This is a genomic window from Paenibacillus sp. SRL342 (assembly GCF_984798905.1).
Genome location: NZ_OZ481790.1, coordinates 3,939,492 through 3,954,026, shown reverse-complemented (window position 1 = coordinate 3,954,026; position 14,535 = coordinate 3,939,492). Strand labels below are relative to the sequence as shown.

The window sequence follows — 14,535 nt, the reverse complement described above, 5'->3', positions numbered from 1 at the left end:
ACATGTACACATAATTCTTTTTAAATATAGAATTTCATTTCCAGCGAAATTTTGAAGGAGGGCGATGAGCTATATGACTAAGCTACCTAAGATTTACACCGTAGGCGATACTACTGTTACCCGAGTCACCGAAATGGTAATCAGTGGTGTTCCACCAGAAATTTATTTCCCAGGTACGTGGGATCCCTCTGTATTAGAAGAGAACCAACAATTCTTCCCTGAGGGCTTGCTTGACGAAAATTCGCAACTCATCGTGAGTATTGGCACCTGGGTCGTGAAGACACCCCATCATACGATTCTTATTGATACGGCTACAGGTAACGATAAAAACCTGCCACTAAATCCGGATCTTGCTAATCTGCAGCTACCTTATCTCGAGCGACTTCAAGAGGCAGGCGTTACTCCTGAAGAAGTCGATTACGTGTTACTAACTCATTTGCATGTGGATCACGTCGGTTGGAATACGAGGCTAGTTGACGGCAAATGGGTACCTACATTCCCCAATGCCAAGTACGTATTCCCTATTAAAGAACAAGAGTATTACTCCAGCGAAGCGAGCCATAACAAAGAAAATGAAGCAAATTTCAATGTTTATGAAGAGAGTGTACTTCCGATCGTTGAGGCAGGCTTGACGGAAACTATCGGTCCAGAAGGCGGAAAGTTACTAGATATATTTACATTCATTCCGACTCCAGGTCACAGTATCGGACAAATGTCTATTCGTCTTTCATCGGGTGGTGAAGAAGCTTTGTTCGGCGCCGATATCATGCATCACCCATTCCAAGTTATGCGACCGGACTGGAATTCTATGTACTGTGAATTTGGCGATCAGGCCCGAATTTCACGCCGCTGGGCTTTGGAATATGTTGCCGACCGTCCAATTATCTATTTCAGTACGCACTTCCCAGAGAGTTCAGCGGGATACGTCACCCGAAGCGAAGACGGCTTCAACTGGCGCTTTATCTAATACATTGAAGAGAGGCGAAAAATATAATGTCTAACAACACATTCAACAAATCTATCTCCATCGTATCTGAGAACTTTAACATAGCTAGCGATACGCCTGGTATTGAGCTATCGGTCCTTAATAAACGTCTTGCATCTATGACTGTCTTCTCTAATGAGAAAACGATCGTCATGGTTCACGGTGCTACTTATCCAATTGGCAGCCTATATGATGTGGAGCTAGACGGTTTCACCTTCCTTGATTACCTCGCAAGTCACGGTTATGACGTCTATGCAGTAGATGTTCGTGGCTATGGTGGATCCACAAGACCGCCAGAAATGGAGCAACCTGCTGATCAGAATCCTCCGCTTGTCCGTACAGAAACCGGAGTTCATGACTTTGGCTCGGCCGTAGACTTCGTCCTAAAGCATCGAAATCTATCGAAGGTCAATGTACTTGGGATGTCTTGGGGCGGTACGGTGGCTGGGGCATATACAAGCCGTAATAATAACAAAGTGAACAAGTTAACCCTTATTGCTCCTCAGTGGCTGAGCAACAAACCAATCCCTATTGATACAGGCGGCCCGCTTGGCTCTTATCGCCTTGTGCCCGCAGCTACTACTAAAGAACGCTGGTTAAGTGCTGCTCCTGAAGGAAAACGTGACAGCTTGCTCCCTGAGGGTTGGTTTGAAAAATGGGTTGAAGCAACGCTGGCCTCCGATCCTAATAACAAGACCGTACACCCTGAGCATATTCGCGCTACCAACGGGCCGATTCTAGACATACGTGAATATTGGACGGTTGGCAAAGCCTTCTATGAACCTAAAGATATCACCGTACCCGTACTCCTCATTCATGCGGAGTGGGATATCGATGTACCATTAGATTTGGCACAAAACTTCTTTACTTCCTTAACTGGAGCTGCTTATCGCCGTTGGGTGGAAATCGGAGAAGGTACTCATATGGTACTGCTCGAAAAAAATAGAGTTCAAGCGTTCCGAGCTGTTCAATCATTTCTAGACGAGAATTACACACCAGCGGGTCAATAACGACGCGATTAGCGGATTTTAATACTATCTCGCACCCGCAGCTTATTACTGCGGGTTCTTTATTAAGCAAACAAAAACGACAATCATTCTATATTCATTAAAGGAGGAAAATTCACCATGAATCATACTATGATTACATCGGCACAAGCGCCGGCGGCAATAGGCCCCTTATACGCAAGACATTGCTACCGGAAATGTTGGCTCCAGATCAACTGCGGAGCAGGTTACGTTGCCTCATGATGCTATGATCTCTAAGTTAAGAAGTCCTAATGCAGTGATTAGTGGAAAAAAAGGATATTTTCCCGACGGAACTTATGATTATGTAAAGAAGCTTTATATTTTGGCTCGTTACTATTCAACTCATTTTTGTATATCCGACACGTTGACCTTCCCTCTCCTCAATTTATTCAACTAACATGCCCGTTAGCTTAATGAAATTAAAGAGGGCAAAATAACGATTACACCTATTCTGCAATAGAAACATTTTCTTGTTTGTGCCTAACAATGACAAATCAGCACAAAGTACAATATCTGCATATGTTTCTCCTCCCTTAATCCAGAATCACATTCATCTTCCTCCCCTTTTCTTGCTAAGTGCTTGTTAACGAACTTGTTTTATCTATTTCAAATGGGATTACAGTTCCAGTGGAAATACCTCCTAGCGTTGAAAGAACTTGTACCGACAAAATAAAAAAGTCGCTATTTTGGTCATAACCCTGTCAAGTAGACAGTACAAAAAAGACAAAATTTAAGCTGCGGCCGTTTCCCGGTATTCTACCGGAGAACGGTCGTTAGTTTTTTCTGAAATCGGTTTTGGTTGTAAAAGAGCTGTTCCAGTTTACGGTTAAAAGGCTTCGAGGTATATTGAAATCCTTGATCCGAGTGCAGAATTACGCCACTCAGATCCGCGTGCTGACGGAGTCTATCCAGCGTTTCATGAACCAAAGCCAGGTCATTTCGTTCAGATAGATGCCAAGCTAAGATCTCATTATTGTATAAATCCTGAATGACAGACAGGTACACAAAGTGTTCTCCAGCACGAATATAGGTGATGTCTGTGACCAGTTTAGTACATGGCGTATCCGTCTGGAACTGGCGCTGAAGTCGATTCGGATTCACCACAGAAGCTTGTTTTCCAAAGAATCGACGCTTCTTTCGAATGACAGAAGAGATTCCTAATTGTTTCATTAATCGACACACCTTTTTGTGGTTGACTCTAAGGCCTTCTTTTCGTAAAGCTACCGTCATTCGAAGATAACCATAATAGGGATGTGCCCGATGGATCGCAAGCATATGCGACTCCAATTCATGTTGTTTGTGTCTACGTTCTTTTGCCGCTGGTATGCTTTTTCTCCACTTGTAATAGCCCGAGCAAGACACCGCAGCTAACTTTAAGAGCCAAGAAAGGCTGTGGCGTACTCGTAAATCCTCTATGATCTGAAATCGGGCAGCTTTACTCGTCACTCCTTGTGTAGATTTGGATTCGGTGTTCACGATTAACTAGTTCATCACGGATACGACGATAGCCATAACGCCCCTGATGTTCCTCGTAAATGGATTGAATAAGGAGTTTCAGGTCTGCGTCTAGATCGGGCTTGTCAAACTGTTTCACCCAGTAATAGGGTGCTACGTGGGACTTCAGCGAACGCTAGCAACGCAACCACCGGGAATTCAAGCCTTAATTCGTAGACTACTTGCGCTTTGTCTTGTTTGGTGATTTTTCCTTGTTTTGAACTAAGGCATTCAACTTTTTTAAATAAGTGTTTTCCATACGTAAACGTTCTAATTCAGCTTGTAGAACTTCGACTGATTCATCGGCAGGTTCTAGCTTCTTCGTCATATTTTTGTTCGTATTTTTCATGAGTGGACGCCCCTTTTTCTTTGATTTCAGGCCGTCCATTCCATTCTCATTGAATTGAATACGCCATTTTCTAATAATCCCAGGAGAGGGTATATTGAATATGACCGCAGCTTCATTTGGAGACGTCCCATTCTCGTTCATATAGGTGAGTACGTCTAGTTTAAATGTCTTAGTGTAAGCTGTATAGCTCTTTTCAAAAGCTTTGACGCCGTGATATTCGTATTGCCTAATCCACATACGTAAAGTTTCATGATTTATCCGTAATGATTTTGCAATACTTTTGACTCCTTCAGCACCATTCTGATATCTATGAATGGCTTTCAATTTCTCATGTAAACTGAATTTAAGCAAAAAAACTGCACCTCCATTGTTAGTGTGTCTAACAAATGGGGTGCAGTTCAGTTATCGGCTGTTTTTTGTTCATTTAATTGTATTGAGCTATCCGTTCCCCGTTAGTTCAATACACTATCCCTCTTACAACTAAACACTCCTTTGAAACTTGACATCAAATTTTGTCGTTGACGCAGTTACATACTCCATATAATTCACAGATCCGTTAAAGTTCAAATAAGCTTCATAACGCATGCGGATTCCAGGTAAAGTAATCAAATCCAGAACATTTTCCTTTGGTACCCACCTGCATTCGCTCGTTTCATTAGAAGTAGCTAACTCTCCCCCCACAGCTTTACACACAAAATCAAACATGACCTTCGTAGGGACATCAGTCACACCGTCATACCACTTATGGATTGCTGTATTCGAAACAACACTAATCAAATGGCTAACCTTGGCATCTATTCCACTTTCCTCTTTGATTTCACGAATGACGCCATCAATCAGGTTTTCTCCTACTTCAGTTATTCCACCAGGATACACCCAACCATCGTCATGAGCTTTTACTAAAAGGATATTTCCAGTTCCATCTTCTACAATTCCGCCTGCAGATACACAATATGTGTCGGGAACGCCATTTTACAACCTCCAAATAAGATAAAGTTGTATATTTATTCCACACAATTCCTACACTTTCCTGCCTTTGTGGATTTCTAAAAGATACTGCCGGCATGATTGAAGCAACCTGCCCGTTGGCTTAATGAGGCAGGCATTATCACTCCAATATAATTTCTTCGTTCTCTACCGTCCCTAAAGGTATATAAAAAGGATCGTCAGCAAATCTGCAACGATCCCTATTATCATCCACTAGTTGTAAACCGCAGTTGATCACGAGGATGCTTTAAGCTAACATTTCTACGTTAGACTAATCGATGCTCGTTGAAGCTATTCCAGTCTAAAGACAATCTTTGTTCCCGTCTTCTTGTCACTGAATGGCTTACAATATTCTATGATCATTAATTCAAGTCCTGATGTCTTATCTGGTAATCAATGTTCCAAAAACGTTTTTCAGAAAATTCTCGTAAAGTTCAAAAGTTTCAGCCCATTTAAAGATATATTCAAATGGCGGGAAACCAGGATTGTTATTTGAAAGCTGCTTCCGAAGTTTTAACATTTCACAAATTTGTTCGTCATAATGCTCCGTTGGACGTTCAAAGGGCATTCGTTTCAACATTGATCTTCCCTTTTTAACTAAAATTTATTAAGTTAACTTGGTTTTGTTATTGAATTCTATCTGAATTTATCCCCCACCTTCACTAAACTATCCTGCTCGTTAGTTGAACTTAATAGAACACCTGTAGAGAATTTGTGATGCATGAAAGTACAATAATTCAACGGTTAATGCATTCAACGTCGATACCAATAAATATATACTAATCCCACCACGTTAAGATAATGAATCACAATGGAATCGGAGGTGTAAATGACATGAATCAAAATGTTACTTTAATAGGCAAGACAATAAAACTCTTACCCCTAGAATCTAAACATAAAGAAGATTTACTTGAAACACTGATGGATCCAAACATATGGGAATTTACTTGGAGAAAAAATGCAACATTTGATGATATTAAGCATTTAATCGAACAAGCCATACAAAACCAGCTTCATGGCACCCAACTCCCTTTCGTCATCGTCGAACTCATGTCGGAAAAAATTATTGGAACCACTAGAATCGGAGATATTGATATGATCAATCAAAATGCGGAAATCGGCTGGACATGGCTAACACCAACTTACTGGCGTACAGGTGTAAATACGGAATGTAAGTTTTTACTGTTAAATTATTGCTTCGAACAATTAGCGCTAGTCCGCGTGCAATTTTCCATCAGCGGCTATAACATAAGGTCACAGCGAGCGATAGAACGGATTGGGGCAACTAAAGAAGGCATATTTAGGAAGCATAGGCGGGATACTCAAGGTAGATTTCATGACAATGTTTTTTATAGCATTACGGATAACGACTGGCCTGAGGTAAAAAGCACTCTTAAACATATGATCCATATAAAATACTCGCCAAAAAACACAAGATAGATGTTTGTATAAAAAAAAGTAAAAGAAGCACTCTGATATTTTCCTAGCCAAATGCCATTGGTAAGCTCAATAAATGCCCATCGTAACAAGGGCCTTTATTGAGCTATAGTTTCTTTGTTAGTTCAATGATTTTTAATAATTTCTTGCCAGTTAGGAGGCAAGTCATAATCCCTTATATGCTTATACTCAAGAACCACTATTGATCCCGAGTTATCTATACTAAACCTCATTGAGTCGAGTCCAACATTTAAATGAGGTCCTACGTACGGGATAGTTTTAACCTGAACATCAATATGTGAAGAATGATATTTAACGTCTACATCAGTTCCATCCAAAAAAGGCGTAAACGTAGGTGATACAGTTAATTTATTTTTGTAGTAGTGGTTAATCTGTTCCTGTATTTTTGGAGCTAACAAAGTAAGTACAAGCCGTTTCAATGGTTCATCGTTTGGCTTTGCACAAATGGGCTGGATTACCATCAAGAAAATGATGACTGTTAGCAATGATCCCATAAATCTTTTCATTTCTGAAACCCTCATCCCCAGATTTTTAAGGATAGTTTTCACTAAATGAAGATAATTTATTATGCTAACATGCCCGTTAGTTTAATGAATTGAAGGGCAAGATGACGAATAGTTATGCGTCTAACCGGAAATAGTAACATGTTCTTGTCCTCAACAGCAAGTTTCAGTCTGATATTTCGCTTTTTTAATACCCATCCAACCATGTTTAACCTCTCTTTGATTCAGTTGTCCATAACAATATGAACATTTTTATGTGTTATGGTACTTAATGAAGTTTAAAGTGCATGTGATCAATGTTTAGATATATATCTAATTGTCAATCAGACTATGTTCTTGTCAATTCCGGCAATCGGTACAAGTTCTTGTCCTTGGCTTGGGACAAGAACTTGTACCGATAAAATAAAAAAGCCGTTAAAATAGCGACTTCAATGGGGACCACATGTTCTTGTCCCTCGACAGGTCCGCAGCAGTTTTTCAATCCTGCTATTTTATCTTTCATGGCCTATAATTTCATACTGTTCATTCTAAAAACGACGACATTAACTATCTTTTCTTGTTCTATAATCTTACCATAAAAGACTAATATCCTATTGAATTACCTTGCCCCCGTTAGCGCAGCTAAGGCAGCCGTCTTAGTCGTCGGCTGCCTTCGAGTCATCAGTAAGCTATAGTTTCACGATAGTTGAACACTTACCGTATGCTCAACGACTTGAGCAAACTCGATGTGTCGTTTTCTCAAGGATTTGTAAGTGCAATTCTAAAACCAAGATCATCTATTTTGAAAATGGGCATGCTTTTCCTTCTACACGTAGAACCACAATTGTTCTCCACTTCAGCCCAACTGCCTCCCCTGAAAACTCTATAGTTCCCATATCGTTCAGCATCATATAGATCCCAGCACCATTCCCAGACGTTACCGATCAAGTCATAAAGTCCCCATGGATTAGGAAGCAACTGTCCTACTTTATGAACAGATCCATTGGAATTTCCTTGATACCATGCAATTTGATCAATTCTTGCATACCGATATTCCGTTGATCCTGCTTTGCACGCATACTGCCATTCAGCGTCTGACAGTAATCGAAATCCATTCGCTATTTTGTTATATATTGTGTTCTCACTTTCGTTTGTAACTGTGTAACATTCCATCCTGCCAAGCTTTCTCGATAACTCATTACAGAAAGCAATAGCATCCATCCACGAAACTTCCGTAATTGGCAGCTTACTCACAATCGGCTCTATTTTTTCTTCATGCATGACAAAATGATATAACTGCTGTGTTACTGGATACTTCATTACATGGAATGGCTCAATAGCTTCAGTCCACGTTACAGTCTTTTTACTACTTCCTGGGTTAGATAAAGTGTAATCAGTACTAAGCCATTTATCTGTATTAAGAAAATCGCGTAGTTCAATTGATCCGCCTTCTATGGGTACCATCAAATCCATTATTTCTTTTAGAAAACGTGCCTTGTCACTCCCGTACTTTTCCATATCTTATTCCTCCCCCACTCTAACTTACCGCCAACCAAATTCGACCCAGAAACTGTATTACCCTGCTTAATAGTTGCTAACGACGATAAACTCGTCGATACTTTTAGTGTGGTTCACCGCGTCTAATCTTGAAAGTATCCTGCCCGTTAGTTGAATAAAAGCAGCCGATCACATGGAGCAGCTGTATATTATGCTAATGTTTTCCATGACTAAATTCAGTTCAGAATTTCTCCCTGAATCGCTAGGCATCCAATCGCCTTAAATCGTTCGTTCTACCTCCATGGTTTTGCCGAAATAATCGGCTGGATCAACGTCTTCCATCAGTCCCCATTCGACCATATCTGGCGTACGGGTCAGCAATTTCCGATGCGACTATCGAGAATCCTCTCTATCGCTGGATATTCCTCGAATCTTCTTTCGATGAAATGTTGAATAACCGCCCCGTAAAGGGGCGGTTTTCTTAGGCTTGCATAAATGCTTCTAACGGTTCCAGAATCGCGAACGTCTTCTTTGCATCCTTCTTCCGTTGCTCATCATAGAGTTTGGTCAACTCTTCGAATGATTTAGCTTTAATCTTCGTATAACTCGATTTGGTGTATCTGATTATGTACCTCTTTACCCCTTCCTCTTCACTCCACTCGTAAACGACATCATATTTGTCCCTCAAATTCTTTAAATGAAGTGACCGGCGCAACACTGCAAAGTGTTCTTCAATGGCTTCATCGCATTCCTCCATAATCTTCTCGTATGTGCAGCCAACTCGCATCAGAATCTCCGATGCCCGTTCATCGCCGTATCTCGCGAGAAATTCCTTCAACGAAACCAGCGCATATAGCAATATTTGTTCCTTGTCATGCGGATTCCTGTATTCATAACAGCCTACAACCAAATTGCGGTCGGTCATCTCCTCCTTACTGAATTGCATATTAAACAAATACTCGAGTGTCTTTTGCTTCATAACGGTTTCCAACATCTGCTCTTTATCAATCCTGATGCCCGTTGTCACCCAAGGAAACGGTAGTTGGCCGTTACCTTCACGCGGTATGCTACCCCTAAGATTCAAAATCGGCATACCCGTAGCAATTGCGTACGACCTGTTATATCCTTCGCCCGCGAATTTTTCCTGTTCTTCTAGCATGTGTCCTGCCTCCTTTTAGTACCAAGTTCCATTCGGCGACTATTGCATATCCATAAAACTACCACTTTTTTGTGCTGGTCTCTTATTAATTCATCAGCGCTTTTCATTAACCCACAGATATTTCTGGGATATATTGTATCATATGAGAACAATAAGTCCATCTAATGGTTCCGTTATCCTGCACGTTGGCTAATGCCGACTGCCAGTCTATAACTTTATTTTCACAGAACAGCTGAAGCCCAGGCGACCGGCACGCCACTGCTCTCTCCGATCCGGACGAGATCCGCGCAGCTTCATACATAGTGCCCAAAGGTGCAGCTCACACACAGGACGTTCCTATTAAGCTAACCTGCCCGTTAGCTTAATGAATTAACGAGGGTAAGAACCGTTTAGGTTTATGCCTAATCGGTAATCGGACTATGTTCTTGTCCATTCCGGCAATCGGTACAAGTTCTTGTCCTTGGCTTGGGACAAGAACTTGTACCGATAAAATAAAAAAGTCGCTAAAATAGCGACTTCAAAGGGACCATGTTCCTGCCCCTCGACATATTTACATACTCAGTAACGGTATTAAGCTCAGCTGTTGAAGTACATGCAATATATAATGGAAATATTTTAATTTGTTCACCTCTTCGATTTTTATATATGCATATGTCCTGGCCTTAGATTAAGATTAATTATCAAAACTTAGGGTTAAGGTGGTCTTCTTCTATCTTCGAACGAAGCTCTCTTCATTAGAATATACAGGTTAGTTGGCGTATACAAAGTACTATTAATTTCAGACAGTGTTTCAGTATGGAAAGTCGTTGATAATAACTCATTGAGTTTGGTTTTTAGTTCGTCATGGAGTGAAGAAGCGGTCGCTTCCTTGCACAACAAGGTTGATACAACCAGGATTGTCCGGGAACAACATGATACAGTCGAATTTCTGTAATCGTTAAAAGAGCAGGACACCCCTACTCCAAAAGGGTGTCCTGCTCTTTTTTTATTTCGTATGTTTTTCTAACCAGTTTTAATCAAAGCTTAGCTCTTCAGAAATTCGATCAACGCTGCATTAAATGCTTCAGGATGTGTCGCATTAAAGCCATGTGGTCCACCTTCTACAACAACAAGCCGGCTGCCAGGGATAGATTCATGTGTACGTTGTCCACTGACTTCAAGCGGCACAATGGCATCGGAATCGCCATGAATAACCAGGGTCGGAATATTGAATTTCTCCAGGTCCTGACGGAAATCGGTAAGAGCAAAGGCAGCAATGCAATCCAGGGTACCCTTAGGGGATGCCAGAGCAGCAATATCCCGGTTATATAGACGGAACGGCTCGCTCACAAGGTCTGTACGATCTCCTGCAGCGAAAAAGTTATTTGTAAATCCATCCAAGAAGGCTAGACGATCACCCTTAACCCCATTTTGGAATTCAGCAATGGTTGCATCGTCCAATCCTCCCTGTGGATTATCCTCGGACTTATACAGGTAAGGAGGAACAGCGCCTGCAAATACAGCTTTGGAAACCCGTTCCGTTCCATATGTTCCGATATAGCGAGCTACTTCGCCGCCTCCCATGGAGAACCCAACCAGTGTAGCGTCGCGCAGATCGAGGTGCAAAATCAATTTATGTAAATCAGATGCAAAAGTATCGTAGTCATAACCATCCCAAGGTTGGGAAGACTGACCAAAACCACGACGATCATACGTGATAACACGGTAGCCCGCTTCAATCAGGATAGGTACTTGTTTCTCCCAGGATCTTCCACTCAAAGGCCAGCCATGAATAAGGATGATGGGTTTCCCCTCGCCATGATCTTCGTAATACAGTTCAATTGGTTGTGCATTCTCTTCGCCTACGTTTACTTTAGCCATGGAAAATCCCTCCGTTTAGTTATGATCGTTTAATTGTTACTATTCAAATGCTACATATGCAATCTACTATTGTCAATCGTACCCAAGAATTAAATAGAATCGTTCATTGTAAATCATTTTCTCCTGTTCTACACATAGTCTCACAGTAAAATATTCTTTGTTCAGCAGAGATTTTCTCCAAAGTTTGAGTAACACAACTGATCCTCCTATCAAAAAAGCAGCCCCGTCAGGAGCTGCCTCATGTTATGCCTTATTTTGTAATCCTATCTGTTTCCGCTAACTCGCCACCCGGATAAGGATTGATCTTCTGGATCGTTCCGTCTTCGTTGTATTTCAGTTCGGAATATTTAACGCAGCGCTTGTGGTTGACGCCTTCCGACAGGGAGCTGTCGTGATAGAACAGATACCACTTATCTTCAACTTGCACAATGGAGTGGTGGGTTGTCCAGCCGATAACTGGAGAGAGAATCTCGCCCTTGAACGTGAATGGTCCCATCGGGTTCTTGCCGATCGCATATACGAGCTTATGCGTGGTTCCTGTAGAGTAGGACAGGTAGTAATAGTCGTTATATTTATGCATCCATGGGCCTTCAAAATATCTCCGTTCCTCATCCCCGGCCAGAATCGGATTCCCGTCTTCATCGACAATTGATATCTCGGCAGGCTTGCCCTGGAAGGACAGCATATCGTCACTAAGCAGTGCAACTTGCGGTCCAAGCGCTGGCTGTTCAGAAGCCGGTCCTTCTGCATCTGGAACGAAGCTGCCGGTCTGCCATTTCTCCAGCTGGCCGCCCCAGAGTCCGCCGAAATAGATGTATGACTGATTGTCGTCATCCACCAGTACGGCCGGATCGATACTGAAGCTGCCTTCCATATAATTTGGTTGCGGCGTGAACGGGCCTGCCGGAGACTCTGATGTTGCCACACCCAGACGGAAGATGCCGTCATGATCCCGTGCCGGGAAGAACAGGTAATAGGTATTGTCCTTATAAGCGGCATCCGGTGCCCAGAGCTGCTTGGAGGCCCACGGAATATCTCTCAGATGCAACGCTTCGCCGTGATCGACCACCGGGGAATCGAAGTTGTCCATCGAGAGGACATGATAGTCTTCCATTTTATACTGGTCCCCGTTATCGTTGCTCGGCTCGTCATGATCAAGGTCATGGGAAGGATAGATGTAGAGTTTGCCCTCGTAGACATGGGCGGACGGGTCCGCAGTGAAGATGTGGGTTACGAGTGGCTGGTGGGGCTTAGGTAGTTGTTGTTGATTCATAAGGCATCTCCTTTGGTATTGGATAATAGAATCCTTCATAATTAGGGCTGGTGTTCTCTGTACCGTTGCCCAAGGCGCGCAGCCCCAGGTAGACGCCGGTGAAGCAGCTGGCTGAGGCAAGCCAACAAGGGAGGCGCTTCATCGTCCAGCATGTAGGCATTCCCGCGCTCGGTTCAGAATAGCGCTCAAGTATCCAGCGATTACGGTAATTCATTGATTGCATCCTCAGAATTCAAAGCAAGCGTTTACAATCTCTAATGTTATTGTATAAGCCCCGCTTATTCTTTCCTATACACATAATAAAGATCTTTCCCCGAAAAAATGTACAATTCCCGCCTATTTGATTATATTGGAAATATACACCTATTGCTCGCGTTTTGCTTCTTGTTTTGTGTCGCCGCACAACAAGGCCAAGAAAAAAAGGCCGCTGGCGCAAATGATTGCGGGTGGCCTTTTGCTGTAATCGAATATGAGGGTGTGCAGAAAAGGAGGAAAGCGCGTATTAGCTTGAAAAATTAGACGCGTTCATTGTGCCTCTTCTGACCACGAATAGGTCGTTCCTGCCGTTCTTAGGTAAACATTTAGGATAGCGTCACCATACATACCTGTGGACGAAATGGAGAATCGCTCCGACGGAATCGGTCTACACTGGAATTCTATCCAGTTTCTTCCCTTTTTGCGAATCTTGATAACTGACTTGCGACTGTAAAGCCTTCGCCCATTTCCAGTGAATTTCCTTCCTCGGCAAAAAACTGGAATTGTAGTTAGATATCCCGTCTATAAGTCAACTTTTTGCCAAGTTTATCAAAAAGGAATCTTCGGGGATACCTATTTAGGTGGAGCATCCATGTTGGAGCCAAGCAAATCTTCTACCGTTACTATGGATTGGATTCAAGGGTAAGAAAGATTATTAATGTTGAACAAAAGTGCTCTCCGACTGAGATCGGCGAATGTTGCTTAGATAATCTGTACTCACTCTTTACTTTGTATTTGAGTTTGTTGTTTAGAACACTAACGAGATGTAATCATCTCTTCAGCTATTTTGACCAGATCCTCTTTACCTAGCGTCCCTCCATCCAATTCGATGGTAAGTAACGTAATTAGTTTCCTTATCCCTGGCATCGGGACTTTTATTCAGAATTCCAGCAATTTCAGCAAACGATTTTTCTTCAAAAACGCGCAGAATCAATAGGTTCCGTTCAACTACATTTAGTTTCTCAAGCGCCCGGCTTAGTGGTTCGTTAAAGAGTTGGCTATCCAGCATTTCAGCAGGACTAATGGTAGATTGATCTTGAGCCATTAATCTGAAATTCCATTTCTGTTGCATTTTTTTCGACGGATTATGTTTATGTAGTGATGATAGGCCAATTTGTAGAGCCAGGCGGAGAAATTAACCTCAGGCTAACGTAGTCCTGAATTTCGCCCGCTCGTACTCTTTTAATTCTGTATTCAGTTTCCTCATCCATGTTTCTTTAAGACACCTCCCAGGTATTCGCGATGAAGTTGATATATGTATAACAAACTAGGTAGTTCTAAAGGGACATTTTTTAGAAAAAGTTTCTAACAACAATATGGTAACTTAGGGAGTTCGCATCTGTGTATTTTATAAAACAAAATTAAAGCTGATTTGAGTACACCTGATTTGTTTTGAAACCTCAACTTTTTTATCATGGGCATCCCTTCCTTTGGTGCTCATCTCATCTTTTTAAATCTATCGCCTGTCTTTAATTGCGTTAACTTTAACGCTCATCCCCCTATCTTGTAAAAGGAGATTTTTGGTGGCTTCAAGCATAGTTTACAGCAGAATGAGGCCTTCGATCATGCTCCACATGTACTGTCTTAGAAATGACTATGTATCTCTTTAATAACAACCTGTTGATAGTGAAAAGGGAACCTCCTTTTTCCGGGAAATGCCTTTAATTTACTGTATACTCACACGAGTCTATGGTAGGTTTAGGCAAGC

The 14,535-nt window shown here is 41.9% G+C and carries 12 protein-coding genes and 1 pseudogene; 3 read left to right on the top strand and 10 right to left on the bottom strand.

Features of this window, described 5'->3' with window-relative positions; genetic code table 11:
* The first annotated feature begins 73 nt into the window (after nt 1–73).
* Nucleotides 74–967 carry an MBL fold metallo-hydrolase gene (locus tag AC4E8D_RS17275; protein ID WP_221821472.1) on the top strand — a complete coding sequence of 298 codons (894 nt, stop codon included), beginning with the start codon at nt 74–76 and terminating at the stop codon, nt 965–967.
* 26 nt (nt 968–993) lie between these two features.
* Complete coding sequence (locus tag AC4E8D_RS17270) at nt 994–1,995, top strand: alpha/beta hydrolase (protein WP_221821471.1); 1,002 nt, start codon at nt 994–996, stop codon at nt 1,993–1,995.
* Between the two features lie 774 nt (nt 1,996–2,769).
* Here the strand turns inward: AC4E8D_RS17270 and AC4E8D_RS17265 are convergent.
* From AC4E8D_RS17265 to AC4E8D_RS17255, 3 genes and pseudogenes are all read right to left on the bottom strand, one after another.
* Nucleotides 2,770–3,459 (bottom strand): IS3 family transposase, encoded by a 690-nt coding sequence (locus AC4E8D_RS17265; RefSeq protein WP_221821470.1) that lies wholly within the window; start codon nt 3,457–3,459, stop codon nt 2,770–2,772.
* 16 nt (nt 3,460–3,475) lie between these two features.
* Nucleotides 3,476–4,207 (bottom strand): annotated as a pseudogene (locus AC4E8D_RS17260) (helix-turn-helix domain-containing protein); the annotation flags it as partial.
* Between the two features lie 129 nt (nt 4,208–4,336).
* Nucleotides 4,337–4,765 carry an NUDIX hydrolase gene (locus AC4E8D_RS17255; protein ID WP_313771464.1) on the bottom strand — a complete coding sequence of 143 codons (429 nt, stop codon included), beginning with the start codon at nt 4,763–4,765 and terminating at the stop codon, nt 4,337–4,339.
* Nucleotides 4,766–5,677: 912 nt separating this feature from the next.
* Between AC4E8D_RS17255 and AC4E8D_RS17250 the strand changes: the two genes are divergently transcribed.
* Complete coding sequence (locus tag AC4E8D_RS17250; RefSeq protein ID WP_221821467.1) at nt 5,678–6,283, top strand: GNAT family N-acetyltransferase; 606 nt, start codon at nt 5,678–5,680, stop codon at nt 6,281–6,283.
* A gap of 122 nt (nt 6,284–6,405) precedes the next feature.
* On the opposite strand, the gene AC4E8D_RS17245 is transcribed toward AC4E8D_RS17250, so the two are convergent.
* From AC4E8D_RS17245 to AC4E8D_RS17215, 7 genes are all read right to left on the bottom strand, one after another.
* Nucleotides 6,406–6,807: a DUF3888 domain-containing protein gene (locus tag AC4E8D_RS17245; protein ID WP_221821466.1), complete on the bottom strand. Its 402-nt coding sequence runs from the start codon at nt 6,805–6,807 to the stop codon at nt 6,406–6,408.
* A gap of 325 nt (nt 6,808–7,132) precedes the next feature.
* On the bottom strand, nt 7,133–7,306 hold the full coding sequence (locus tag AC4E8D_RS17240; RefSeq protein WP_221821465.1) for a hypothetical protein: 174 nt from the start codon (nt 7,304–7,306) through the stop codon (nt 7,133–7,135).
* 236 nt (nt 7,307–7,542) lie between these two features.
* Nucleotides 7,543–8,301: a formylglycine-generating enzyme family protein gene (locus tag AC4E8D_RS17235; protein ID WP_221821463.1), complete on the bottom strand. Its 759-nt coding sequence runs from the start codon at nt 8,299–8,301 to the stop codon at nt 7,543–7,545.
* A gap of 460 nt (nt 8,302–8,761) precedes the next feature.
* Complete coding sequence (locus tag AC4E8D_RS17230; RefSeq protein ID WP_260632769.1) at nt 8,762–9,439, bottom strand: hypothetical protein; 678 nt, start codon at nt 9,437–9,439, stop codon at nt 8,762–8,764.
* A 1,023-nt stretch (nt 9,440–10,462) separates the two neighbouring features.
* Complete coding sequence (locus AC4E8D_RS17225; protein ID WP_145148156.1) at nt 10,463–11,299, bottom strand: alpha/beta fold hydrolase; 837 nt, start codon at nt 11,297–11,299, stop codon at nt 10,463–10,465.
* A gap of 250 nt (nt 11,300–11,549) precedes the next feature.
* A complete protein-coding gene (locus AC4E8D_RS17220; protein WP_221821462.1) occupies nt 11,550–12,572 on the bottom strand; it encodes a glycoside hydrolase family 43 protein in 1,023 nt (340 codons plus the stop codon).
* A gap of 1,057 nt (nt 12,573–13,629) precedes the next feature.
* Nucleotides 13,630–13,872 carry an RNA polymerase sigma factor gene (locus AC4E8D_RS17215; RefSeq protein WP_490204977.1) on the bottom strand — a complete coding sequence of 81 codons (243 nt, stop codon included), beginning with the start codon at nt 13,870–13,872 and terminating at the stop codon, nt 13,630–13,632.
* Nucleotides 13,873–14,535: the final 663 nt, after the last annotated feature.

Bases quoted from the DNA above. Each gene is read 5' to 3' on its own strand.
- AC4E8D_RS17275 (WP_221821472.1), top strand. From the start codon at position 74: ATGACTAAGCTACCTAAGATTTACACCGTAGGCGATACTACTGTTACC.
- AC4E8D_RS17270 (WP_221821471.1), top strand. From the start codon at position 994: ATGTCTAACAACACATTCAACAAATCTATCTCCATCGTATCTGAGAAC.
- AC4E8D_RS17250 (WP_221821467.1), top strand. From the start codon at position 5,678: ATGAATCAAAATGTTACTTTAATAGGCAAGACAATAAAACTCTTACCC.
- AC4E8D_RS17245 (WP_221821466.1), bottom strand. From the start codon at position 6,807: ATGAAAAGATTTATGGGATCATTGCTAACAGTCATCATTTTCTTGATG.
- AC4E8D_RS17240 (WP_221821465.1), bottom strand. From the start codon at position 7,306: ATGAAAGATAAAATAGCAGGATTGAAAAACTGCTGCGGACCTGTCGAG.
- AC4E8D_RS17235 (WP_221821463.1), bottom strand. From the start codon at position 8,301: ATGGAAAAGTACGGGAGTGACAAGGCACGTTTTCTAAAAGAAATAATG.
- AC4E8D_RS17230 (WP_260632769.1), bottom strand. From the start codon at position 9,439: ATGCTAGAAGAACAGGAAAAATTCGCGGGCGAAGGATATAACAGGTCG.
- AC4E8D_RS17225 (WP_145148156.1), bottom strand. From the start codon at position 11,299: ATGGCTAAAGTAAACGTAGGCGAAGAGAATGCACAACCAATTGAACTG.
- AC4E8D_RS17220 (WP_221821462.1), bottom strand. From the start codon at position 12,572: ATGAATCAACAACAACTACCTAAGCCCCACCAGCCACTCGTAACCCAC.
- AC4E8D_RS17215 (WP_490204977.1), bottom strand. From the start codon at position 13,872: ATGGCTCAAGATCAATCTACCATTAGTCCTGCTGAAATGCTGGATAGC.